Origin of the sequence: Pseudomonas thivervalensis (assembly GCF_001269655.1) — a bacterium.
Classification (GTDB): Bacteria; Pseudomonadota; Gammaproteobacteria; order Pseudomonadales; family Pseudomonadaceae; genus Aquipseudomonas; species Aquipseudomonas thivervalensis.
Map to the genome: position 1 here is coordinate 68,824 of NZ_LHVE01000009.1, position 23,383 is coordinate 92,206.

20 protein-coding genes are annotated in these 23,383 nt (G+C 59.2%); 16 read left to right on the forward strand and 4 right to left on the reverse strand.

All coding sequences use genetic code 11. The features are described 5' to 3' along the window. Positions 1-87: 87 nt before the first annotated feature. The 4 genes from AD659_RS12710 (at position 88) to AD659_RS12725 (ending at position 5,077) form a co-directional block, all read left to right on the forward strand. Entirely contained in the window at positions 88-1,098 is a 1,011-nt protein-coding gene (locus tag AD659_RS12710) for an ornithine cyclodeaminase family protein (RefSeq protein WP_053121678.1), read from the forward strand. A 28-nt stretch (positions 1,099-1,126) separates the two neighbouring features. Beyond that, a complete protein-coding gene (locus tag AD659_RS12715; protein WP_053121680.1) occupies positions 1,127-2,143 on the forward strand; it encodes a dihydrodipicolinate synthase family protein in 1,017 nt (338 codons plus the stop codon). 16 nt (positions 2,144-2,159) lie between these two features. Next, positions 2,160-3,629, forward strand: a complete 1,470-nt coding sequence (locus AD659_RS12720; protein ID WP_053121682.1) for an NAD-dependent succinate-semialdehyde dehydrogenase — start codon at positions 2,160-2,162, stop codon at positions 3,627-3,629. Between the two features lie 314 nt (positions 3,630-3,943). Next, positions 3,944-5,077, forward strand: a complete 1,134-nt coding sequence (locus AD659_RS12725) for an FAD-dependent oxidoreductase (protein ID WP_082343552.1) — start codon at positions 3,944-3,946, stop codon at positions 5,075-5,077. Positions 5,078-5,118: 41 nt separating this feature from the next. Here AD659_RS12725 and AD659_RS12730 read toward each other — a convergent pair whose 3' ends face one another. Further along, on the reverse strand, positions 5,119-5,853 hold the full coding sequence (locus AD659_RS12730; protein ID WP_053121683.1) for an EthD domain-containing protein: 735 nt from the start codon (positions 5,851-5,853) through the stop codon (positions 5,119-5,121). A 347-nt stretch (positions 5,854-6,200) separates the two neighbouring features. Here AD659_RS12730 and AD659_RS12735 point away from each other — a divergent pair, with 347 nt between their 5' ends. From AD659_RS12735 to AD659_RS12770, 8 genes are all read left to right on the forward strand, one after another. After that, complete coding sequence (locus AD659_RS12735; RefSeq protein ID WP_003173151.1) at positions 6,201-7,028, forward strand: helix-turn-helix domain-containing protein; 828 nt, start codon at positions 6,201-6,203, stop codon at positions 7,026-7,028. Between the two features lie 223 nt (positions 7,029-7,251). Then, positions 7,252-8,796: an ABC transporter substrate-binding protein gene (locus tag AD659_RS12740; protein ID WP_053121685.1), complete on the forward strand. Its 1,545-nt coding sequence runs from the start codon at positions 7,252-7,254 to the stop codon at positions 8,794-8,796. A 169-nt stretch (positions 8,797-8,965) separates the two neighbouring features. Further along, positions 8,966-9,982, forward strand: a complete 1,017-nt coding sequence (locus tag AD659_RS12745) for an ABC transporter permease (RefSeq protein WP_053121687.1) — start codon at positions 8,966-8,968, stop codon at positions 9,980-9,982. Next, entirely contained in the window at positions 9,979-10,863 is an 885-nt protein-coding gene (locus AD659_RS12750) for an ABC transporter permease (RefSeq protein ID WP_024616670.1), read from the forward strand. The genes AD659_RS12745 and AD659_RS12750 overlap by 4 nt, the downstream gene beginning before the upstream one ends. Continuing rightward, positions 10,863-11,894 (forward strand): ABC transporter ATP-binding protein, encoded by a 1,032-nt coding sequence (locus AD659_RS12755; RefSeq protein WP_053121691.1) that lies wholly within the window; start codon positions 10,863-10,865, stop codon positions 11,892-11,894. Before AD659_RS12750 ends, AD659_RS12755 begins: the two co-directional genes overlap by 1 nt. Positions 11,895-11,918: 24 nt before the next feature. After that, positions 11,919-12,875: an ABC transporter ATP-binding protein gene (locus AD659_RS12760; RefSeq protein ID WP_053121693.1), complete on the forward strand. Its 957-nt coding sequence runs from the start codon at positions 11,919-11,921 to the stop codon at positions 12,873-12,875. A 6-nt stretch (positions 12,876-12,881) separates the two neighbouring features. Next, the gene (locus AD659_RS12765) at positions 12,882-14,120 is read left to right on the forward strand and encodes a serine hydrolase domain-containing protein (protein ID WP_053121695.1); all 1,239 of its coding nucleotides are present in this window, start codon (positions 12,882-12,884) and stop codon (positions 14,118-14,120) included. A gap of 166 nt (positions 14,121-14,286) precedes the next feature. Next, complete coding sequence (locus AD659_RS12770; RefSeq protein ID WP_053121697.1) at positions 14,287-15,468, forward strand: hypothetical protein; 1,182 nt, start codon at positions 14,287-14,289, stop codon at positions 15,466-15,468. 188 nt (positions 15,469-15,656) lie between these two features. On the opposite strand, the gene AD659_RS12775 is transcribed toward AD659_RS12770, so the two are convergent. Beyond that, positions 15,657-16,802: an HAD-IC family P-type ATPase gene (locus tag AD659_RS12775; RefSeq protein WP_053121700.1), complete on the reverse strand. Its 1,146-nt coding sequence runs from the start codon at positions 16,800-16,802 to the stop codon at positions 15,657-15,659. 60 nt (positions 16,803-16,862) lie between these two features. Beyond that, a complete protein-coding gene (locus AD659_RS12780) occupies positions 16,863-17,786 on the reverse strand; it encodes a universal stress protein (RefSeq protein ID WP_053121702.1) in 924 nt (307 codons plus the stop codon). A gap of 479 nt (positions 17,787-18,265) precedes the next feature. On the opposite strand from AD659_RS12780, the gene AD659_RS12785 reads away from it, so the two are divergent. Both AD659_RS12785 and AD659_RS12790 read left to right on the forward strand, forming a co-directional pair. Further along, positions 18,266-19,510, forward strand: coding sequence for an MgtC/SapB family protein (locus AD659_RS12785; protein WP_053121704.1), 1,245 nt, complete (start codon positions 18,266-18,268; stop codon positions 19,508-19,510). Positions 19,511-19,615: 105 nt separating this feature from the next. Further along, on the forward strand, positions 19,616-20,527 hold the full coding sequence (locus AD659_RS12790) for a universal stress protein (RefSeq protein ID WP_053121706.1): 912 nt from the start codon (positions 19,616-19,618) through the stop codon (positions 20,525-20,527). 49 nt (positions 20,528-20,576) lie between these two features. Here AD659_RS12790 and AD659_RS12795 read toward each other — a convergent pair whose 3' ends face one another. Then, positions 20,577-21,140, reverse strand: coding sequence for a GNAT family N-acetyltransferase (locus tag AD659_RS12795; protein WP_053121708.1), 564 nt, complete (start codon positions 21,138-21,140; stop codon positions 20,577-20,579). Between the two features lie 248 nt (positions 21,141-21,388). On the opposite strand from AD659_RS12795, the gene AD659_RS12800 reads away from it, so the two are divergent. Both AD659_RS12800 and AD659_RS12805 read left to right on the forward strand, forming a co-directional pair. Further along, positions 21,389-22,282 (forward strand): universal stress protein, encoded by an 894-nt coding sequence (locus tag AD659_RS12800; protein WP_053121710.1) that lies wholly within the window; start codon positions 21,389-21,391, stop codon positions 22,280-22,282. 123 nt (positions 22,283-22,405) lie between these two features. Next, the gene (locus tag AD659_RS12805) at positions 22,406-23,296 is read left to right on the forward strand and encodes a universal stress protein (RefSeq protein ID WP_053121712.1); all 891 of its coding nucleotides are present in this window, start codon (positions 22,406-22,408) and stop codon (positions 23,294-23,296) included. Positions 23,297-23,383 lie beyond the last annotated feature (87 nt).

The following is a 23,383-nucleotide window of genomic DNA, read 5'->3' on the forward strand; positions in this document are numbered from 1 at the left end:
TTGCATCCCCAGCAGTATTCGATGGGGGGCGCGCCTCGTAGGGTGTCAGTCAATCAACGACTGATCCCCGATTGCGAGGTTAGCGCTATGCATCACGCCCAAGAGTCCCAAGTCATTGCCCCGACGCTTTTTCTCAGCGACGCCGATGTGGCCTCGCTCGCCGACTGGAGCGTCGCCGTGGCCGCGCTCGCCGAGGCGTATGCAAGTCCTGCATCGGATGCCATGGTGCCGCCTCGCTCCATGGCCCGGGGCGATGGCATCTGGCTGCGCAGCCTGACCGCTGTACCCCCGGCTGGCGGCCATATGGGCTGCAAGTTGATCGCAGCCTCCATGCGGGCGCGCTGCGCCAGCTACCTGATCGCGTTGTTCAATCAGCAAACCATGGCGCTCAGTGCCCTGATCGATGGCAATCGGGTCACGGGTTTGCGCACGGCGGCAACCGCTGCGCTGGCGGTCGATTTGCTGGCGCCCAAGCGCGCGCTGCGGGTGGGTGTGATTGGCTCGGGGTTCGAGGCCCGTGGCGCGTTGGACTGCCTCAAGTCCGTGCGCGATGTGGCTCAAGTCCGGGTGTTCAGCCCAACGCCCGCGAGCCGCGAGCGCTTTGCCGAAAGCTTCAGGCCTGGGCTGGATATCCAGGCGGTGAACAGCGCGCAAGAGGCCGTGCAGGACTGTGATGTGGTGCTTTGTGCCGCCCGCAGTCGTGATGAGTCTCCGGTGCTGCAAGGCGCGTGGCTTTGCCCGGGGGCCACGGTCGTGTCGTTGGGTTCCACCTTGCCTGAGCAACGGGAGGTTGACCCGGTCACGATGGAGCGAGCCGTCTGCATCGTCGCCGATATGCCGCAAGAGGTTCTCCACGATACGGGTGACGCCATTGCGGCGATCAGTGCCGGCGTTTATGTCGCCGACAAATTGGTTGCGCTATCGGATCTCGTCGCGGGTCGTGTCAACCCGCGCCAGCACGCAAGCGACATCGTTCTCTACAAGTCAGTTGGCTCAGCGCTGCAGGACGTCGTCATCGCACAAGCGCTGTACGAGCGCGCCAGGCAACAAGGCCTCGGCATCGAACTGCCTGCCAGCATTGTCCCTGTTTCGAAATAACCCCTCCACTGTTCGAAGGAACATCATCATGGCCACATACAAGAAAGCGGATGCCCGTGCCTGGGCGCGGGAAAACCTGGTGGGCTGCTCGGCTGTCACCATTCCAAGTTTCAGTGCCGATCTGAAGCGACTCAACGAACGTGGCATTCGCCACGACATTGAACATACGGTCGGCCTGGGCTACAGCGCCACGTTGCTGTGCAGCGAACTGGCGATCTCTCCCCAGGAGAACGCGCAGTTCACGGCCTGGGCCCGTGAGTCGGGGAAAAACTTGATCCTGTTCTTCCACGCAGCTTTTGGCACGCTTGCCGAGAACATCGAGGCGGTGAAGCTCGCCGAGAATGCCGGCGCCGACATCGTCCTGCTCTCCTATCCACCGCAGTTCTGGCCGACCAGCGAGCAGGAAATCTACGACTACACCAAGTCGTTCTGCGATGCCACGGACCTGGCCGTCATGCTCTTCCCGATTCCGCTCTGGGGCTTTGAGCGCGTGCATCCGGCAGGGATGTCCTTGGAGTTGGTCCGTCGGCTGTTGGCTGATTGTCCGAATATCGCGGCCATCAAGTCCGAGCAAGGGTTCCCGCTGCCGGCGGGCATTTGCGAGATGTACTACCACTTCCGCGATCAGGTGGTGATCAGTTGCCCGATCGAAGGCGACGCCATTCCCCTGATGAGCCTGATGAAGCTGCAGTTTTCCGGCACCAGCAACACCGCCTGGATGAGCGACTACTACCCGAAAGCCTTCGAGCTGGCCCGCACGGGGCGTTTCGAAGAGGCGATGGAGCTGTATTGGAAGGTCAATCCGGCACGCAGCGCCAACGGCGCCGCCGCGCAAAGCTATGCCGGCGGCACCGGGGTGCTCAACCGCACGATGTGGAAATACCAGGACTGGCTCGCCGGCTTCAACGGCGGCCCACTGCGTGCCCCAGCGATGCGCGTGCCGGATCGCTTCATGAAGTCGCTGCGTCAAGGGTTGGTCGCGTCGGGGTTGCCGGTGACTTCGGATCCTGACAGCGCCTTCATGATCGGGCGTCATCCGTGCTGATGAGGAGGGTTGCACAGTGAAGCATTTACTTAAGGATCCTACGCTGTGGCGCGACGGTGCCTATATCGCCGGTGAGTGGCTGGCCGAGACGCCCCACGGTCGGTACACGTTGCGTAATCCGGTGGATCAAATGGTGCTGGCCGAATTGCCGCGTTGCCGCGAAGCTGAAGTCCGGCACGCCATCGACGCGGCGCATGAGGCGTTTGGTCCATGGCGTCGCCTGACGGCCAAACGCCGTGGCGAGGTGTTGCGCCGCTGGTATGAGTTGATGGTCGAAAATCGCGAGGACATTGCCACGCTGATTACCCTGGAGGAGGGCAAGCCCCTGGAGGAGGCGCGGGGTGAAGTCGATTACGCGGCGTCTTTTGTGCGCTGGTTTGGCGAGGAAGCCACACGGGTGCGTGGTGATCTGATCCCGGGGGTGAAGGACACTCAGCGCATTGTGGTCCTGCGCGAACCCATCGGCGTCTGCGCCGCGATCACGCCCTGGAATTTCCCCGCTGCGATGATTACACGTAAGGCCGCTCCGGCCCTCGCGGCCGGTTGCACCATGGTGGTGAAGCCGGCCAGCCAGACGCCCCTGACCGCGCTGGCACTCGCCGAACTCGCCTTGCGCGCGGGGGTGCCGGCGGGTGTTTTCAGTGTGATCACGGGCAATGACACGCGCGATATTGCCGGTGAACTCACAGCCAACCCGTTGGTGCGCAAGCTTACGTTTACCGGGTCCACGGAAGTGGGCCGGCTGCTGCTGGCGCAAGCGGCACAGACGGTCAAGAAATGCTCCATGGAGCTGGGCGGCAACGCCCCGTTCATTGTCTTCGACGATGCTGATCTTGATGCGGCGGCTGACGGTGTGATGCTGGCGAAGTTTCGCAATGGTGGGCAGTCCTGTATCGGCGCGAATCGGGTGCTGGTGCAGTCCGGGGTTTATGACGCATTGGCCGAGCGCATCGTTGAGCGCATGGCACGCCTGAAAGTGGGAAATGGTCTGGAGCCGGGTGTACAGGTCGGGCCGTTGATCGATGACGCGGCGGTACGAAAATCCCAGGCGCTGGTTGATGATGCGCTGGCCCAAGGCGCTCGATTGCTGTCTGGCGGCAAGCCCCATGCACTGGGCGGGTGTTTCTTCGAGCCCACCTTGTTGGCGGATGTGACCCATGGGATGCGGGTTGCTCGCGAAGAGATCTTCGGTCCGGTCATGCCATTGGTGCGTTTCGACACCGATGACCAAGCCATTGCCATGGCCAACGACAGCGAGTTTGGCCTGGCGGCATATCTGTTCAGCCGTGATGCGGCACGTATCTGGCGCAACGCCGCGCGCATCGAATCGGGCATGGTGGGCATCAACTGTGGCTTGATCTCGAATGAGGTCGCACCTTTCGGTGGCGTGAAGCAGAGCGGGCTTGGGCGAGAGGGTTCACACCTTGGGATCGACGAATTCCTTGAAGTGAAATACCTCTGCTGGGATGGCTTGGAAAGCGTTTGAGCAACCGTCGTTGAAGGCCGGTGGATGGCGGTTCGTGTGAGCCGTCGTTCATCGGCTTTTGTATTTGTTCTGCCGCAAGGCAGGCACTCCGAGCAATGTCCCCGGCTTACCTGCGAGACCCATCGCCGCCAGCGATACCTCGGATTGTGCAAAGCGATTTCAGCGCTGATAGCCGATTCGATAGTCTCGTGGCTGATCCGGCATTTTTCGTCGGCATTCCATGTTCCTGCGGCATTGACGCGATAGCGCCGCAGAGCTCGTCGGTGCGCCGTGCAATGTCTGCCCGAATGAATAAGAATAATTAGGAGAGCGTGATGATTGCAGCAGTCAGTAAGGTCCTGGTGATTGGGGGAGGGTTCTCCGGTATGACCGCAGCTATCCAGCTCGCCCGCCAGGGCGTCGAAGTGGACCTCGTCGAAATCGATCCATTGTGGTGTCCTTTGGGAGCGGGGATTACGCTCAGTGGGCCCACGCTGCGAGCGCTTGATACGGTTGGGATTCTGGAAAGGGTCGCTGGGGAAGGGTACCTGTCGACCAATTTCGATGTGTTTTCACCGGCTGGCGACCTGATCGTGCAGTTGGCGCTTCGACCGCCGGTCAGCGATAAACCGATTCCCTGTGGTGGCGGTATCCTGCGCCCGGTGCTGGCTCGAATCTTTGCCGACAGGACGCGGGAAGTGGGTGCCCGCGTACGCCTCGGTATCACCTACGATAGCGTCATCGAGCGTGACGATGGCGTTGAAGTGTCTTTCACCGACGGGACCACTGAGCGCTATGACCTGGTCGTTGCCGCTGACGGTGTGCATTCGCGCACACGAAAGGACTTTTTCCCGAAAGCACCCTCGCCAAAACCCATTCATCAGAGCGTCTGGCGCGCGGTGCTGAAGCGTCCGCCGCAAATCGTGCGTCCCAGTCATTGGCTGGGTCGCACCAAGGTTGGCGTCAATCCGATCTCCGAAACGCACATGTACATGTTCCTCATGGAAAACCGCGAATTTTCCGAGTGGATCGATCCGGCCAGTTGGCCGGGTGAAATGGCGCGCCTGCTGAGTGAGTTTCCAGCCCCGATCCTGCAAACGCTGGTGCCGCAACTGTACGAGGCGGGCGCCAATATCGACTATCGTCCGCTGGCCAATCTGTTGGTGCCGTTGCCCTGGCACAAGGGCCGTATCGTGCTGATCGGCGATACGGTGCATGCCACCACGCCGCATCTGGCTTCCGGGGCTGGCATCGGTATTGAGAGCGCCATCGTGCTTGCCGAAGAGTTACTCGCCAATAGCAACCTACAGACGGCCCTGAGCCGGTTCGAAACGCGGCGCTGGGAGCGTTGCCAACTCGTGGTCGAGAACTCCGCGCGGCTGTGCGAGATAGAGAAAAGTGGTGGGGACAAGGAAGAGCATGCGCAGATCATGCGAGAGTCCACTGCGACGTTGGCTGAGCCAATCTGAGTGATCGCGACCCTTCAGTTGGAGGGTCGCGATGCAGGCCTCTATGAGCGGTGATCGAAAATAACGACTTCTTTGACGTAAGCGAAAAAAGACGCCGATGTCAGCGCCACGCCGTCCTCGGCAAGTTTTTGAAACAGCGCTCGCTGATACTGGCGAAAGGTCGAGAAATCCGCTTCATTTTCAAACCAAAGGCTAGAGGCACCTTCGTATACGGCGATGTTTGGCCCGAAATAGGCCGTCACCTTGTCACCCTCGGGCAGGTACCGGGAGCGAACATACCGGCGTAGGGCGTTCTGGAAGTCGGGCTGTTCCCGGGTAATGTTCTCGTGAGCTGCGTCCCAAGCGCTGAAAAAATGATCGAGCGCCATGGCTGGATTTTTCTTCAGCAGGATCATTACCTTCCACGGAAGAGGCGCCGTAGCGGTGCTAGCCGTCTCCACTTCATCCATCAATTGAGCGAGCTGCTCGGAAAGGTCAGCGAAGTTCTTTGCATCAGGGCCAACGGTTTGCTGGGTATAGGGATCGCTGAAGGTGCGAATCAAACCTGGCACGTCTTCAAAAAACAGCTCTGTAATGGAGTCTTTGTGGAAGGACTGTGCGTAGGCATTGTCGGCGTCAACCCCGAAAGCCGCGTCGATGACATGGTTCTGCACGTACCGTTTGACGCCTAGAGGCTTCGCTTGAGCGATTTTCCCGTGCGTGTGCTCTACATAGTTTAAAAACTCAACATGCGTCATTCCAGGTTTTCTGCGTACAGCGGCTAGGATCTTAATCATGAGCGCGTTCTCGTTTTTGGCAGGGGCGACTGTCTTGGACCTTAAATGCAATGTGCGCGGGTGTTATTCATCTAGTTGTTTTCAACACCAAAATATAAGGGCAGGATTGTCCCGCAAACCAATCGGTATTCATGCTGGTAGGTATCGTGCAATAACATGCTTGACGAGCGCAGGGCTTGTTTCTTCATCGCCTAGGGTATTTGTTGAACATTCCCCCACCCAGGCGCTATGGTCGGGCTCAATGTTCACGTCGATCACGAGGCGGCGAAGCCAAGCTTCTGAAAACCGTGATCCAAGCGACGTTTAGTCCAGCGTGTTGTCAATGGTGGCGTTAGGAATACTGTTAAATGCTGAGTTCCAATTCACCCCGGTCGGCGCAAGACTTCAGTCAAAACTTGCGCCTTCTCTGCGGGTACTACAAATCGGTGGCGATGGTCTGCCGCTCCCTCGATATCAATCGCCAGCAGTTCAACAAGTACTTGGGGGCGCAGGCGACGCCTTCACTCTTCACCCTTCGCAAGATATGCGCTTTTTTCGGGGTGGATGAGGATGAAATATTCTCCGAGCACGAGTCATTCCGCGCTTTGCTCAACAGACAGCGCACGGCGCGAGAGCCGGACAGTGCTGTACCCACCGATTTTTTTCCAAGCTCCGCGCAGGAGCTGTCGAAGTACCAGGGTTACTACTTTGTCTATTTGATGTCGCCCTCCGGATCAGGAGAGGTGATCAAGTCGATTACCCGCTTGACCCGTTCCGGCAACAAGATCCTGAGTAAAACCTACGAGCGAGTGAGGTTGGGTGATGACCAACTGAAGAGTTTCGGCATCAATAAATATAGGGGGTTCTGCTTTGCCTCATCCGATCTGATTTACATCGTCGAGCGCGAGTACCTATCGTCTCGGGGCTATATCTGGTCAGCGCTTTACCCCTCCTATCGCAGTCGTTTCCGCTTTCTCAACGGCTTGGTGCTCGGCGTGTCGGGCGACAATTTTCGACGTCCTTTTGGTGCGCAGATTGTGTTTGAGTACCTCGGTGAATCGATCGATCGGCGTAACGCGCTTTCCAGTTGCAGCTGCTTCCCGATTGATGCCCCTGAGATCCCCAGCGAGGTGAGGGCGCGGCTACTGATTCGCCCATCCGAGGGTGAGTTCAACCTCGTTCCGCCGTTGTTCTAACCCCGCTTTAAAAACAGACGCTAGGTGACGCTTTCAAGCGTCATCAGGCGTTTTTTTCTTAGCGCTCGCGAAATTGAGCTGGCGGTGCGGCAGATCAATAATGGGCCACACCGCTCAACAGGCAGTTTCACGAACGGCCAATCACGTCGTTCATTCCAGCTGGATTAACGCCTGCTCGTGCAAGTGACCCGCTGCGCCCATCATAAAAATAAGAGGAACACCGATGAACTTCAAAAGAACCTTGATGGCAGGGTTGATGGCGCTTTCCATTACCGCGCCGTTGACCAGCGGCTTGGTGTGTGCGGCCACCAATACCTTGGTTGTCGCTGATCGAGCCTCCTTCAAGGATTGGGATCCAGCCTCGGCGTTTTCGGAAGAGGTGCGGGTGCTGGGCAATATCTACGAGACGCTTCTGGTCTATAACGCTCCGGGCAGTGCCGAGGAGTTTTCCCCTGGGCTCGCCACGTCCTGGGAAAGCAGCGACAGCGGCAAGACCTGGACCTTCAAGCTGCGGCACGGCGTTAAGTTTCATGACGGTTCGGCGTTCGATGCCGCAGCGGTCAAGAAATCCATCGATTACGTCAAGGCGCTGAAACAGGGCGCTGCGTATGTATGGAAAGCCCTGGACTCCGTCGAGGTCGTCGCTGACGACACGGTAGTGCTCAAGTTTCAAAATCCCACTCCGGCCAATCTGATCGCGGCAGGTCAATACGCTGCTTATATCATTGCCCCGGCGGCGGTGGATAAGGGGCATGACTGGATGATGGCTCCCAACGCTATCGGTACCGGTCCCTATAAGCTTGGGCAGGTCGAACAGGGTCAGCAAGTGGTGCTCGAGCGTTTCGATGGCTACTGGGGGGGCTGGAAAGAAGGGCAATTCGATCGGGTCATCGTGAAAGTCGTGTCCGAAGCCTCCACCCGCACCCAGATGATCAAGAATGGCGAGGCCGGTGTCGCCTGGGATATCCCTCTTGATCAGCTCAAGGTGTTGGGAGAGAACCCTGCGATCAAGGTGAGCACCGCGCCTTCGTGGAAGAACTTCCAGTTCTTGATCAATACCCAGAAGTACCCTACGGATAACGTGGCATTTCGTCAGGCGCTGCAATACCTCTGGGACTATGAAGGTGTCACCGACGATATTCTGCATGGCTACGGCAGTGTCCCCAAAGGACCTTTGCCCAGCAGTATCTGGGGGCATGCCAGCGTGCCCATGGCTTCTTACGATCTGGAAAAAGCCCGACAATTATTGGAAGCCTCCGGTGTTCCCAAGCAGGACTGGAAGGTCTCGATGCAGTACATCAGCGGTGTCTATGCAAACGCTGCTGAGCTGTTCCAGGCGACGGCGTCTCAAGTTGGCGTAGAAGTGGAGTTACGCCCCGGCGAGTGGGGTGTGATCTGGGATAAGGCGAAGAAGCTGGACACCGCTCCCAACCTGCAATCCATGGCTTGGTGGCCCACGTATCCGACACCCAGCGATTGGCTTTTCAGTGAGTTTCATACAGAAAAACCCACGCTGTTCAATCTGTCCCACTACAGCAACCCAGGCTTCGACCAGTTGATCGAGGAGGCGGTGGCGCTAGAAGGCAGTGACCGGGCGCAATCCACTAAAAAGTACCAGCAGGCCCAAGAGCTACTGGCCAAGGACGCTCCTGCGATCTGGTACGCAGACGTGCAGCAGATACGGGTTTCTCGCAAAGACATCAAGGGCATGGAAAAGAGCCTGAATCCTGCTTATGAGGCAATTCTCTACTACAACTTGAATCGATGAATGCTGAGTTGTTCTCGGTGAAGTTGTAGGTGTAGGCCCCTGATTTACCCTGTCACCCGATAGTTGGTTGATTCGCCTGGTCATTCCTCAAAAGTTAGTTCGCTTTGAGGGCTTTATGCTGGGCGCAAGAAGGCAGGGCCAAGTTGATTAGCCACAAAAGGTAGTGCAAATGGCGAAGTATATAGCCCAGCGACTGATCGTGATGTTCTTCATTCTTCTGGGCGTGTTGACCATCACCTTTGTTCTGAGCCGAGCTCTTCCCGGATCCCCGGTAGAGATGATGCTGGGGAACCACCCCACGGCAGAGCAGATTGCCGTCGAGCGAGAAAAGCTGGGGTTGGATAAACCTCTGCCTATCCAGTATTTCAATTACATCGGCGACCTTCTGCAAGGTGATTTTGGCAACAGTCTGCGCACCGGGCGGCCGGTGATGGAGGAGGTGGTCAGGCGGGTTGGCGCGACGTTCGAACTGACGCTACTGGCAATGTTCTGGGTGGTTGTACTCGGGGTGCCGATCGGCGTCATCTCGGCGGCGCGGCAGAATTCAGTGGTCGACAACGTGGCACGAGCGGGGTCCATCGCCGGGACGGCATTTCCCGTTTTCATCTTGGCCATGGGTCTGCAATTGTTGTTCTACGGCAAGCTCAACTGGCTGCCCCTCCAAGGACGTATCGATGCTTCGATTCTCCTCGATAGCCCGTTTGAGCGCGTGACCGGTTTTTACCTGATCGACACGCTGCTGGCCGGTAATTTCGTAGCGCTGTGGAGCGCCATCAAACACCTGACGCTCCCCGTGCTCACCCTGGTCATCGTGACCTTGGCCACTGTCACCCGGATCACCCGCAACATGATGGTCGAGGTGCTCTCCGAAGAGTACATCCGTACGGCCATTTCTTACGGCGTACCCAAGTGGCGTATCCACTACGCCTATGCCCTGAAGGCGACAATGATTCCGCTCCTGACGGTGGTGGGCCTGACCTTCGGTTACCTGCTCGGCGGTGCAGTCGTTGTCGAGTTCGTTTTCGATTGGCCCGGCCTGGGCGGCTTCGTGGTGTTTTCGATTGCCCAGAATGATTTTCCCGCCGTAATGGGCGCCACCCTGGTGCTAGCCACGACGTATCTGTCGATCAACCTGATTGTTGATCTCTTGTATCACCTTGTTGATCCGAGGTTGCGAGTCCAATGAGTATCCAAGACGTATCCCTGTCCATGCCCTCGCGAGCCCCATCATGGCGTATCAAGGCCCTGGCTTTTGCCTGCGATAACAAGTTGTTTGTATTTGGCGCGCTGTTATTGCTGCTGATCATCCTGGCGGCCATCTTCGCCCCCTGGCTTGCGCCTTATGAACCGAACAAGATTGTCTTTTCCCAAAAATTAATGGCACCCAACTGGGCACACTGGATGGGCACCGACGAGTTTGGTCGCGACATTCTTTCCCGGGTGCTTTATGGCGCACGCACCTCACTGATCATCGGAGTGAGCGTGACGCTGATCGCGATGCTGATCGGGATTCCGATTGGGCTTGTTTCCGGTTACTTCGGCGGTCGTATTGATACGCTGCTGATGCGTGTCTCGGACGTGTTCCTGGCCTTTCCACCGCTGTTGTTGCCGATCGCTATCACCGCTGCGCTGGGATCGGGATTGGCCAACGCCATGCTAGCGCTCGCAGTCTCCTGGTTCCCTTGGTACGCGAGGATCATGCGCGGTGCGGTAGTACGGGTTCGTTCAGAAACCTATATCCATGCCGCTCGCTCCATGGGGGTCAGTCATTTCCGTATTTTGCTTCGCCATGTCCTGCCCAACGCCACCACGCCTGTGATCGTGCAGGGCTCCATGGACTTTGGCTACACCATTCTCGCCGCTGCCTCGCTGAGCTTTATCGGGCTGGGGGCCAAGCCGCCCATGGTCGAATGGGGACTGATGGCCGCGGCGTCGCGCTCGCAGTTGCTCGAAAATCCCTGGACGGTGCTGTTTCCCGGCGTCGCGATTTTTGTCCTGGTACTGGCTGTCAACCTGGTGGGTGATGGGCTGCGCGATGTGCTCGATCCAAAGAAGGGGACGCGCTGATGATCAACGAATCCTTGCAACCGTCTACTCCCGAACGTCCTGCCGCTTCGAATAACGACGCAGCTCAAGAATGGGTGCTGGAAGTGGAAGGGCTGACGGTGTCTTTCCCTGGTTTGTTCAAGACCGTAAAGGCCGTACGCGGCATCGACCTCAAGGTAAGGCGCGGCGAGATCCTTGGATTGGTCGGGGAGTCGGGCTCGGGCAAGTCAATGACCGCCATGTCCTGCCTTGGATTGATGCCTGACGCCGCTCGGCTGGGAGGCAGTGTCAAGGTCGCCGGACAGCAGGTCAACGGTGCGTCGGCATCGCAGCTAGCGGATTTGCGCGGCGGCGGCGCGGCGATGATCTTCCAGAATCCAATGAAGGCGCTCAATCCGTTTTTCACTGTCGGCCGGCAGATGTTCGATGTCATCGGCTGCCATCGGCAACTGAGCAAGGCACAAATCCGCGCTGAGGCGCTGAACTCGCTGGAGGCGGTGAGCATGCCCGATCCCTCTCTGGCACTGGCCAAGTATCCGCACCAAATGTCTGGCGGCCAGTTGCAGCGAGTGGTGATTGCCATGGCGTTGGCCTGCCGACCGAAACTGCTGATCGCCGATGAGCCGACCACGGCGCTCGACGTCACCGTGCAGGCTCAAATCATCGCCTTGCTACGCAAGCTCGCGCAGGAGCAGGACCTGGCGATTCTGTTTATCACCCACAACCTTGGCGTCATGGCTTCGCTCTGTGACCGGGTGGCGGTGATGTATGCCGGCGAAGTGGTGGAGAGCGGTCCGGTGGGCCAAGTGTTCAAGCGACCAGCACACCCCTACACCCTGAAACTGATGGGCACCGTGCCAAAGTTGGGGCAGGGATCCCAGCCCCTGGGCTTCATCCCCGGGCAGGTGCCGAACATGGCGGTTCCTCCGGCAGGCTGCGCCTTCAATCCACGCTGTGAACGCGCCACTGGACGATGCGTTCAGGCTGCGCCGAGGGTAGAGATCGGCGAGGGACACTGGGCGGCTTGCCACAACACGTTGGTCAAGGTGTGAGGCTTCTTTGAAAGGTAAACGGCTATGAATAACAACAAACAGCCCGCACTGCTGAGCGTCACTCAGCTGCACAAGACCTACGCCAGCCGCGACGGCCTGGTGACCGCCATCGACCACATCAGCCTGGAGGTTCAGGCCGGTGAGACGGTCGCGCTGGTGGGGGAGTCCGGTTGTGGCAAAAGTACGGTTGCCGCGACCTTGCTCGGTCTGCTGCCAGCCGACAGTGGGCAGATTCTGGTCGAAGGTCGGCCGCTGCCGACTGATGCCAGGGCGCGGGGCAGGAGCTTGAGCATGGTGTTCCAGAATCCCTACGCCTCGCTGAATCCAAAAATGACAATCAAGGCGATTGTTGCCGAGCCGCTGAAGGTTGCCTTTGGTTGGCGCGGCCACGCCCTGCACGCGCGCATTCTCTCGCTGTTGGCAAATGTGGGGATGGGTGAGGAGCACATGGAGCGCTATCCCCATGAATTCTCCGGCGGCCAGTTGCAGCGTATCGCTATCGCCCGGGCCCTCGCGCTGGAGTCAAAACTGCTGGTCCTCGATGAGCCTACGGCGGCGCTCGATGTATCGGTCCAGGCCCAAGTGCTGCAATTGCTCAAGACGCTGCAGACCGACAATGGCCTGAGCTACTTGTTCATCAGTCACGACCTTGCGACGGTCGAGTACCTGGCGCAGCAGGTGCTGGTGATGTACTTGGGGCGCATTGTCGAGGCCGGGCCTGTGGAGCAGGTGTTCGGTCGGCCGCGTCACCCCTACACCCGTGCGCTGCTCAATTCGGTGCCCTCCATCGACCCGGAACGCCGTGACCAGTTGCAGATCCTGAGCGGCGAGATTCCCAGTCCCTTGAACCGGCCTACCGGGTGCCACTTCGCGCCCCGTTGCCCGCGGGCCACTGGGCGTTGTCGCCGAGAGGTGCCAGCCGAGACCCAGGATCACGGCCATCGCTTTTCCTGCCACCACCCTCTGAACGATGAGAGCTGAACCCCTATGTACAATAAAAACGACATGACCGCTCCAGGCATTGGCTACCAGGATCTAAGGCTGATGCAGGGCTATCCGCCGCCCCGGGAAAAGCAGATTGGCCTGCACAATTGGGACAGCCCGCCCTATAACCGTTGGTCATTCCAGCACATGAGCCAGCTGTTTCCAGTGGCCGCTATTCATCGCAGTCCCGGGCCGATCACTGAGTTCAAGCGCAACGAGCGCTCATTGGACGACGTACGTTTCCAGCGGGTCGATGGGGGGCATACCGACCTGGCGACCTTCCTGACCGATAGCTACACCGATGGTTTCCTGGTGCTTCATCAAGGCAAGGTGGTGTCGGAGCAGTATTTCAACGGTATGCAGCCGCACACGTTGCATCTGCTGCAGTCGGTCTCCAAGACCATCGTTGGCAGCCTGGTCGGCCGGTTGATCGGCCAGGGCCGAATCGATCCCCAAGCGCCTGTCAGCCACTATGTGCCCGAGCTTTCGGCAAGCGGTTATGGCGATGCCCGGGTGCAGGATCTGCTGGATATGCGCACCGGCGTCAGATTCAGAGAGGATTACACCGATCCGGATGCTGAATTCATTCAGTTGGATATCGCCTCGGGTTGGCGTGAACGGGGAGAGCGAGCGTCTCCTGACAGCATTTATGGTTTGTTGAAATCGCTGAGTAAAGACCGTGAACATGGTCAGTTCTTTGAGTATCGCTCGGTGGATACCGACATGTTGGCCTGGGTCTGTGAGCGGGCCTGTGGCGAGCGACTCCCCGTTTTATTGAGCCGGGAGATCTGGTCGAGACTGGGGGCGGAACAAGACGCAAATATCACCCTTGATCGTGTTGGAACTGCATTGGCCGATGGGGGGATGAGCGCCACGCTGCGCGATCTCGGGCGTTTTGCCCAAATGTATTTGCAGGGTGGGCATTTCAACAGCCAGCAAATCGTCCCAGAGACATTTGTACGTGCATGCGGACGTGGTTCCACCCCCGCTTTTGAAGTCCTCTACGGCTACTACACCAAGCACTTTCCGACTGCGGCTTACAGCAATCAGTGCTGGGTATTGGACAGTGAACAGGGCACCTACTCGGCGCGCGGAGTATTTGGCCAGAGTATCTATTGGGATCCGGCTTCTGAAGTGGCGATCGTAAAACTTTCCAGCTGGCCGGACTTTATCAATCCCGAGTGGACGTTGGACACCTTCCGTGCTTGTGCCGCTGTGGTTGAAGAAATTCAACGCAACTGACACCGAAGTTTAAACGACTGCGGCTTTTCAAACACCGTTTAACCCGCTAGCACCTGGACGCTGTTCCAGCTTCAGTCTCGGCGGGCCATACCTATTTCATCCAGACCGCGCTTTGCCGTGGCCGGGATGGTTGTTGCCAAAAATAAAACTTAGAGACGGAGCGACCATGAAATTGAACACCACTCGGGCCTTGCGCTCATTGATTCCGCTGGCGCTGTTGGGCGCACTTTCCGAACACGCGCAGGCGGTCCAGGTCACCGACAATCTCGATCTCGGCGGCGCCGTCCGGGCGCGTTGGGACTATGACCCGGATCGCGATATCCAGAAGTTCAACTTCGATACAGTAATCCTCTCCGCCAAGTACAACTCCGACACTTGGATCGGCCAGGCCAAGTACCGTTTCTACGGCCGAGCCTACCCTTACCAGTACACAGAAAACGTCGGGGACGTCCAGCTCGCCGAGTTCGCCTGGATCGGCTACAAGTTCAACCCCGACCAGCAAATCCAGGTCGGCCTGAACCAGGTGCCGTTCGGTTTGCAGCCGTACTTTGGCAGCACGTTCTATCAAACCCTGGGCAACGTCGTGGGGCTGGAAGACGTGGAAGAACTTGGCGCCAAGTACATCCAGCAAAGCGGTGACTGGAATATTCAGGCCGGTTACTACCTTCGTCCGGCCTCGCAGGGCAAAGGCACCAGCAAGGGTGAAACCTACTCCAGCGTTGTCTCCGAAGCGGACAGCTATGTCATCGACGGCAGCAATAACCAGGAACGCAATACTATGGTGCTGCGGGTGGCCAAGGCGCTGGACCTGGGGCCGTGGAAGTCTGAAGTCGGTATCTCTGGCCTGACCTCATCCCTGGAGAACCGCGACACCAACAACGACGGCCGGCGCAATGCCGTGGCGGTGCACTACATCGGTAAAAACGGACCATGGGGCGTGCAACTGCAGGCTGCGCGGCAGCAGATGTCCCCACGCAACCCCGGCACTGATGAGCTGGTGACTTTCGGCGGTTACGACGCCACTTACAACGTTGCCAGTCGCGGCAACTTGTATGTGGCCGATGTGAGCTATGACGTTGGGGGCAAGTACCTGTTCGATCAGATCAGCGGTGTACAGGTGTATGCCAACTACAGCGCCTTCGATAAATCCGCAGACGACTTCAAGACCTCGCAACGGATGATTTTCGGCACCTCGTTCTCCCTCAGCAAACTGTGGATCGCCACGGAATGGTTGTACGGCAAGAATGATCCGGTCATCGGTGGCAGCAGCCTCACGCAAAGTCTGGGGGCTGGGGGTAGTGACCAGTGGGAAAACCAGCTGTACATGAATATTGGGTATTATTTCTGATTCGGATTTCTGGCAATAGCCTTGAAGCCCTCTCCGCGAGCAACTCTATTCGTGGCGACTCGTTCGGGTAATCGCCGCTCAAGTTGACCACAGTATTTCTGACGTACTGAAATACTGTGGTCGTTCCCGTCAAATGCCAAACTGACGTTCTATGATTCGCTGTCCTCGTCGCGGGGCGGGGGCCACTATTAGGGGAAATTCCTTTCCGGCGCTGGTTGGTCGTTGGGATGGGCGATGATTGTCTTGAGCTCAGTGCTCATCGGAAATTTGAGATTCAAATCTCTGGGAGGGATGGGCTGATTGAACCATTTATCATAGATGGCGTTGATTTCGCCCGAGACGAAGAGTGATTTGATCGAGTCATCCACGATTTTTTTCAAAGCTGGATCCCCCCGGCGCATCGTACAACCGTAGATTTCGTTGGATTGCGGGGTGCCGGTCACCACCCAGTCTTCCGGGTTCTTTGCCTTGGCCATCTCGCCCGCTAGCAATGCGTCGTCTTGCATAAAAGCGATGGCGCGACCGGATTCGAGCATTTGGTAAGACTCGCCAATGTCTTTGGCGGAGATGACGTTCATGTTCAGCGGTGTCGTCAGTGACTCCACGTCTGCCAGCAGGTTGCTGATACGCCCGATTTCGGCGGATGTCGCGGTGGCGACGACGACCCCAGTGGCTTGTCCACACGTAACGAGCGTGCCGCTGAAGGCCATGCAGGCGCGATCACCCAGGGGCGCTTGCGGCCGTACCGGTTCAGTGTGTTTTTCCACCGGGGCGGACTCTCCGGTCAGGATGGCTTCCTGGACCTGGAGCCGGTTGGCATGCAGCAGACGCAGGTCTGCGGGCACCTTGTCACCGGCCTCCAGCAAAACGATGTCGCCTGGTACCAGTTCGTCGCCTGCAATGCCCAGGCGTTCGCCTGAACGAATCACCATTGCCCGGGGGGCGAGCATTTCGCGGATGGCGTCCATGGCTTTTTCGGCCTTGCCTTCCTGGATATAACCAATGACGGCGTTGACAACCACCACGGCGAGAATGACCGCCGTATCCCACAGGTGTTGCAGAACCGCGGTGATCACAGCCGAGCCGAGCAGTACGTAAATCAGGATGTTGTGGAAGTGCAGGAGGAATCGCCGCCAAGCCGGCCTTCGGGAAGATTCCGGCAGGCGATTGAAGCCGCTACGGGCAAGTCGGGCCTGGATTTGCGCAGCGTCCAGCCCGGCTTGCTCATTGACACCCAGCCGTTCGAGTACCTGCTCGGCGGACAGCGCGTGCCAGGCCTCCACCTCCGTGGCGATGAGCTGTTGCTGCGCTGGCGTCTCGATGGGTCGGTTCATCAGCCGGGTTTCCTGGAACGCTGAGCGGTTGTAAAGGCCATCGGCGATGGCCTTCAGGCCTCAGTCAAACTGCTGCGGTGCAATCACCCACAAGCTGCACGGCATCTTGTACAGCAGGCTTTCCACGGTGCTGCCGATCAGCTTGTCCAGACCGCCGTAGTGCACGCGGCCCATGACGATGACATCGATGTCATGGGCCCCGGCGTAGCTGGCGAGTACCTTGGCAGGGTCGCCCATGATCATGCGTCGTTGTTCCGGGGCGATGCCGTTGCGTTCGGCCAGGGCGTCGAATGCTGCACCCTGGGACTCATAGAGTTGCCGAGCCAGGGTCGAAGAGAAGAACGTCGAGCCGTTGCCAAAGCCGTATTCGGCCGCGGTGATGGAGGACAGGTCGTAGGCGTAGATGACTTCCAGCTCCGCATCGCAACTGGTCGCCAGCTTGTTGGCTTCGGTCAGGATCCGGTCGTTGAGCCCTTTGTAGCGCCCGTCGCGGTGGAAGGGGTCTATAGCGGCCAGGATTTTGCGCGGGCGCGCATGGGCCACTTTGTTGACGAAGTGCAACGGTACCTCGCATTCGCGCAGCAGGTGCACGTCCAGCGGCGTGAACATCAGGCGCGAGATCCAGGATTCAGGATCCACCGTCTTGATCAGCGCGGCCATCGGCGTTTCCTTGAGGTGGATCAGGATTTCCTGCAAGGGGCGCTCGACCCAGGTCACTTCGGTGGTGACTTCGATGCCGAGCTTGCGCAGGGGCCTGGCCTGTTCTTCCTGCCAATCCCGATGGCGTTCGATGTAGCCCAGGCGCATCTGTTCCAGTGCTTGTTCATTGACCAGCCCGGCCGTGGCCAGGCCTTCCAGATAATCAAAGGCGACGATGTGCAACGCGGCGCCTTCGGCCTTGGCCAGTGCGGCGGCGCGGTCGAACGCCGGACTGTGTTCCGTCAGTGACGAAACGACCAGCATCAAGCGTGATTGCGTAGACATGACAAACCTCCTGGGCAAGGACCTGTAGGCGCCGTGCGACTGCCGCACGGGCTGTGTCTGGTATCGATCATGAGCGCGGTGAGGCTTGGTGACTTGATTTGCATCAAACACACGTCAAAGCCCCGCGCGAGCGATGATGGCGCGACAGCGCAATGTTTGATCCCGATCAAGCTGCCCTGCGCGATGGACGCGCACGCTAGGACTTGATCCTGGCATGCAGGCCCACCGGTCATCGGAGGTTGGTCATGATTATTCGAATTGAAGAGCGGCAGCCAGGGACGTCCTGGGTGGTGCGCTTGGATGCGTTGTGTGTGGGTTTCAAAAGCCTTGAGCAAGCGCAGGCGTTCACCAGAACGCTGCAGGCGCGGATCGACGCTCCCCATGCCTGGCCGCAAGGTGCGTTCGCTCGACCGTGCGTGGCGCGGGAGGTGCCAGCGCCATCGCATCGCATGTCCGCGCATCTGTCATAGTCCGTGGTCATGATCGAAGCCCTGGGTTTTGCCAACGCCGGCGCGGCGCTGGGCATCGGCCTGCTCGTGGGGCTGGAGCGCGAGCGGCGCAAGGGCGAGGACGGCAGGCGCGATTTCGCCGGCCTGCGCACGTTTGCCGTGACCTCGTTGTTGGGGTACGTCACCGCCTGGATCGGCGGTCCTCCCTTGCTAGGTTTTTTCGCGCTTGCGTTGGGGGCATTGGTCACCGTGGCGTACTGGAAAAACCTCGACAAGGACCCTGGCATCACGAGCGAGGTGGCCTTGTTTGCCGTGTTGGCGCTGGGCGCGCTCTGCGTCAGTGCACCGGCCTTGGCGACCGCGGTAGGCGTGATGATGGCGGGGCTGCTGGCCAGCCGCCAGGCGCTTCACCATTTTGCCCGCAGCCAACTGACCGCTATTGAGTTGCGCGATGGCCTGATGCTGTTGATTGCCGCATTGGTCATACTCCCGCTCGCTCCGGATCGTTACCTGGGGCCATACAACGCCATCAACCTTCGCACCCTCTGTGCCCTGACCGTCATGCTGATGGCGGTCGGGGCATTGGGGCACGTCGCGGTCCGGACCCTTGGCACTCGTTACGGTTATGCCCTCGGCGCAATCGCATCGGGGTTTGCCTCCGCTACGATGACCGTCGCGACCTTGGGGCACATCGCCGCGAAGGAGCCGATCAATGTAAAGATATTGAGCGCGGCCGCCATGCTGGCCAACCTGGCGACACTGGCGCAGATGGCGCTGATTATCGGTGCGGTGGAGCCGGTGCTATTGCGCTGGATGTGGTGGCCGTTGCTGTGCGGGTTGCTGACGGTCCTGCTCTACACCGGCGTCTTGATGTTTCCCCGGCCCAGGGTGCGCGTCGACGAAGAGATCAAGCACGGCGGGGCCTTCAGCCTGAAACTGGCGTTGACGGTAGTCGTGGCGATGACGGCCATCACGGTTGTGTCGTCGGCCATGCTTGCAGAGTTCGGGCAGGCTGGGGTGACCGTCACGGCGATTTTCAGCGGCTTGGTCGACGCCCATGCCTCGACCGCCTCCATTGCCTCCCTGGCGAAGGGTGGGTTGCTGCCCTTCGATGACGTCGCCGTGCCCGTCCTGATGGCCCTGACCAGCAACTCCCTGAGCAAATGCGTGGTGGCCTGGGTCAGCGGTGGACGCCGGTTCGCCGGGCTCGTCATTCCCGGCCAGCTACTGATGACGCTGGCGATGTGGGGCGGGCTGATGCTCCCGGATCTGTGACCCAGATGATGGCAGTTTGATCAATATCAAGTCCCGCATTTGCCCTGCGTTCATTCTGGAATCTTCTTCCCACTCAGTGGTTAAAGCCACGCGTCGAGGTTTTCCATGTCCCTGACTCCCCGTTTGTTGCTGTTGGCGCCTGACGCCATGATCCGTACGCCGGCGTTCGACCGCGCCACCGAGCTGGCGCTAGTGTTGGACCTGCCGCTTCACATTGTCGCCATCGATTACCTGGAACTGTTATCGGTGGCCGGTCTGTTCGCGCCCGACCAGGTCAAGCAGGCCCGCGAGGGGTACCTGGAAACCCATCGGCATTGGCTGTGGCAACAGGCCGAGCTGGCGCGCCGGCACGGCGTCGAGGTGACGTGCGAAGTGGTCTGGGGCAAGGACGCCTTTCAAGCCCTGCAGCAGTACATCAAGGAATTGCCGCTGACGCTGATCATCAAGGATGCACAGCCGGAGCCGGCCATGAAGCGGGTCTTCTTTACACCGCTGGATTGGCGCTTGCTGCGTGACTGTCCTGTGCCGGTGCATCTGGTCACTGACGCGCGCAATCCTCGTCCGCGGCGAGTCCTGGCGATCGTCGACGTGCTGCGCAGTGAGGAACAGGACCTGGTCTTCAATGACCAGATCGTCAACGCAGCCGTCAAGCTGGCCGAGCAATGCAACGCCGAAGTCGAACTGCTGCATGCCTTTGACTGGACCGCTGTCTATGCGTCGGACATGGGCTTTGGCGCATTGCCCCTGGCAACCGGTATCTATGAGGCATTGGGCGAGGCACAGCATGAAGTGTTCGAATCCTTGTCCGAACGCCATAGGGTCTTGCCGCAGCAACGACATTTCATCGAAGGAGCACCGTTGAACAGCATTTGCACGTTCGCCGCTGATCATCAGACGGATGTGATCGTCATGGGGACCACGGCCCATCATGGCCTGGAAAAGCGCCTGGGGACGACCGCCGAGCTATTGCTGCAACGGGCACCCTGCAGCGTCTGGGCGATAAAGCCGCAGGCATGACGGGAACCACCTGCGCGGGACCATGGAAGAGACCCGCGCAGTATCGTGGCTAGAGATAAAGGCGGTGGATGACCTGCCGGGTGTCGTCGGGGTCGGTACGGGTCTCGAACCCCAGGCTGTGGGCCAGATCCCGCATGGCGGCGTTGCTGGCGGCATCGACGGAGTACATCTGCCGGTAGCCGTTTTTACGTGCCGCATCGATCAGATGTTCCATCAACAACGTCCCCAGGCCCAGGTGCTGCCACTGATCGGCGACGGTCACCGCGCACTCGCATTCGTGTTCGGACGTGGCGCAGTAGCGACTGACACCGATCTCGATCAACTGACCGTTGTCGTGGACCAGGGCGATATAGGCCAGGCGCGTCTTGCAGTCGACATCCATCAACTGATCGAGCATGACCGCTCCGGGTTCATTGATTTGCGACAGAAAGCGCATGTGCCTCGATTCCGGAGACAGGCGCTTGATGAAGTCATATTCGCGCTGGCGATCCTCATCCCGCAGCGGTCGGATCAGCACATGCCGGCCGTCTTTAAGCGCCTGGATCCAGTGCTTGCCACTGATGCTGGCATACAACGCAGCGGCGCGTTCGTTGTGGTCTTTGACTGTGATCATGGGTCGATCCTCCATTCGGATATAGGCATGCGGTGCGCTAAAAAGCTTCGCGTTCCAGGTTGTTCTACGCCCGTGGTGGACGTCGGTTCTGATCTGGATCAGCCCCGGCGCACCCAATCATCGAATGCGTTGCATTTGATTCAGATCAAACCGCATGGACTGTGGATGGGCGCACGCTGCAAACAGTGCCGAAGCGGGGCCAGTGTCCGGCGCCGACTGGGAAAAGAACCGCTTGATGGAGGTGTGCGATGGGGCAATACCAGCGTTTGCTATTGATCGTCGAACCCGACTTGCACCCCAGCGCAGCGATGCGCAGGGCCTGCGCCCTGGCCCGGGCGAGCGGTGCGGCGCTGCATCTATGCGTGTTCGTCCAGCCACCGGCCCGCATCCACTTGTGGGGTGAGAAAACAGACGAAACGGACGTGCAGCGTCATTTGCATCGCTATCGTCGGTGGATGGCGGAGGAGGCGGCGCTGCTCAAGGAGGAGGGGTTGAACGTAGAGACGCATGTCGTCTGGACCACTCATCCGCTGCTGGACATCCTTCGTTACGTCGAACAGTTCCAACCCGATCTGTTGATCAAGGACGTCACGCTAGAACCCCTGCTCAAGCGTGTGTTTGCAACGCCGCTCGATTGTCATCTGCTACGCGATTGTCCGGTGCCGGTGCACTTGGTCAACCAGGCGGTGCACGGCCTGCCGCGTCGGGTGGTGGCCGCAGTGGACCCTTCCGATCCCCAGGCCAATGCCTTGAACCAACGCATTGTCCAGGTCGCGGCGCAAATGGCCCGGCAATGCGACGCTGCTTTGCACTTGCTCTATGCCTGCGATCTGTCGGTCGCGTTCAACGGCGAAGCGTCGCTATTGGCAGGAGCCTGGGATGACGATTATGTCGATGCCCTGCGTGAATCATTACACATGGCATTTATCAACCTGGCCGAGCAGTGTGGCGTGCCGGCCGATCGCCGACATTTCACCCTTGGCCTGCCGGTACCGGTTATCCATGAATTCGTCGATGAGTACGAGGCCGATGTGGTGGTGATGGGAACCGCCCACCGTGTCGGTCTGGAGCGGTTGATCGGCAGTACGACGGAGCGGGCCTTGTATTCGGTACCGGGCAGCCTGTTGGCGGTCAGGGGATGAGCACGATGGCGCCGTTGGCTTGTCCGTTGTTATCACGTCAGCTTGCCTGGTTCTGATGTAAATCAAGTCGTACTCATGCAGGCGATCCAGAATCAACTTTGAGCCCGAACCTGGAGAACCATCATGAGCCAGTATCAGCGCCTGTTGTTGATCCTCAACCCGGCACAACGTCATTCGCCCGCCCTGCATCACGCCGCCGCCCTGGCGGCTGCCAGCGAGGCGCATCTGCATGTCACGGCGTTGATCCCCACGCTGGACATTCTGTCGCTGCTTGAGGAAGAGCCGCGTGAGGAAGCGCGGCAGACCTATTTCCAGGACCAGCGCGATTGGCTGGAAGAGGAGGCCGACAAGATGCGTCGCCGGGGCCTGCGGGTCACCACCGAAATGACGTGGGTGGACGGCATGCGCGAGCGAATCCTGGAGCACGTCGCGCAGATCAAACCCGACTTGCTGATCAAGCAGGTTCAGCATGAGTCCCTGCTCAAGCGCGCCTTTTTCATGCCGCTGGATTGGCAGTTGCTGCGCAAATGCCCCGTTCCGTTGTATCTGGTGGGCGCTGCCGGACACGCCTTGCCGCGCAAGGTCGTCGCGGCCGTGGACCCTTCCAGTGCGTTTGCACAGAACAGCGGGCTTAATGACAGGATTATCCGCCAGGCCCTTGAACTCGCGTTGCAATGCGACGCCGAGTTGCATCTGGTGCATGCCTTTGAAGTGCCGTCGCTTTACTTGGGCGATGCGGGAGGCGGCGGCTTTTCGCTGTCGCAGCTCAGCAAGGAACTGCGCAGGACTCAGGAAATATCCTTTGCGCAATTGGCCAATCTGTTCGGCGTGCCGGCCGGGCGCAGGCAGTTTTTACTGGGACATCCCGTGTCCGCGCTCAGTGAGTTTGCCCTGGAGCATGAGTTGGATGTAATCGTCATGGGCCGATCCCAGCACAGCGATCCGTTTGGGCTGCTAGGCAGCACGACAGAGCACATCCTGTATCAGGTGCAGTGCAGCGTCCTGGCGGTCTGACGTAATGGGTCCTGACGGCGAAATGATTGATGGGAATCACCGTCCACGTGGGCAAACAATAGCGTTCCCATCAATTGTCCAGGAGCA

Bases quoted from the DNA above. Each gene is read 5' to 3' on its own strand.
- AD659_RS12710 (WP_053121678.1), top strand. From the start codon at position 88: ATGCATCACGCCCAAGAGTCCCAAGTCATTGCCCCGACGCTTTTTCTC.
- AD659_RS12715 (WP_053121680.1), top strand. From the start codon at position 1,127: ATGGCCACATACAAGAAAGCGGATGCCCGTGCCTGGGCGCGGGAAAAC.
- AD659_RS12725 (WP_082343552.1), top strand. From the start codon at position 3,944: ATGATTGCAGCAGTCAGTAAGGTCCTGGTGATTGGGGGAGGGTTCTCC.
- AD659_RS12730 (WP_053121683.1), bottom strand. From the start codon at position 5,853: ATGATTAAGATCCTAGCCGCTGTACGCAGAAAACCTGGAATGACGCAT.
- AD659_RS12735 (WP_003173151.1), top strand. From the start codon at position 6,201: ATGCTGAGTTCCAATTCACCCCGGTCGGCGCAAGACTTCAGTCAAAAC.
- AD659_RS12740 (WP_053121685.1), top strand. From the start codon at position 7,252: ATGAACTTCAAAAGAACCTTGATGGCAGGGTTGATGGCGCTTTCCATT.
- AD659_RS12745 (WP_053121687.1), top strand. From the start codon at position 8,966: ATGGCGAAGTATATAGCCCAGCGACTGATCGTGATGTTCTTCATTCTT.
- AD659_RS12750 (WP_024616670.1), top strand. From the start codon at position 9,979: ATGAGTATCCAAGACGTATCCCTGTCCATGCCCTCGCGAGCCCCATCA.
- AD659_RS12755 (WP_053121691.1), top strand. From the start codon at position 10,863: ATGATCAACGAATCCTTGCAACCGTCTACTCCCGAACGTCCTGCCGCT.
- AD659_RS12760 (WP_053121693.1), top strand. From the start codon at position 11,919: ATGAATAACAACAAACAGCCCGCACTGCTGAGCGTCACTCAGCTGCAC.
- AD659_RS12765 (WP_053121695.1), top strand. From the start codon at position 12,882: ATGTACAATAAAAACGACATGACCGCTCCAGGCATTGGCTACCAGGAT.
- AD659_RS12770 (WP_053121697.1), top strand. From the start codon at position 14,287: ATGAAATTGAACACCACTCGGGCCTTGCGCTCATTGATTCCGCTGGCG.
- AD659_RS12775 (WP_053121700.1), bottom strand. From the start codon at position 16,802: ATGAACCGACCCATCGAGACGCCAGCGCAGCAACAGCTCATCGCCACG.
- AD659_RS12780 (WP_053121702.1), bottom strand. From the start codon at position 17,786: ATGTCTACGCAATCACGCTTGATGCTGGTCGTTTCGTCACTGACGGAA.
- AD659_RS12785 (WP_053121704.1), top strand. From the start codon at position 18,266: ATGATCGAAGCCCTGGGTTTTGCCAACGCCGGCGCGGCGCTGGGCATC.
- AD659_RS12790 (WP_053121706.1), top strand. From the start codon at position 19,616: ATGTCCCTGACTCCCCGTTTGTTGCTGTTGGCGCCTGACGCCATGATC.
- AD659_RS12795 (WP_053121708.1), bottom strand. From the start codon at position 21,140: ATGATCACAGTCAAAGACCACAACGAACGCGCCGCTGCGTTGTATGCC.
- AD659_RS12800 (WP_053121710.1), top strand. From the start codon at position 21,389: ATGGGGCAATACCAGCGTTTGCTATTGATCGTCGAACCCGACTTGCAC.
- AD659_RS12805 (WP_053121712.1), top strand. From the start codon at position 22,406: ATGAGCCAGTATCAGCGCCTGTTGTTGATCCTCAACCCGGCACAACGT.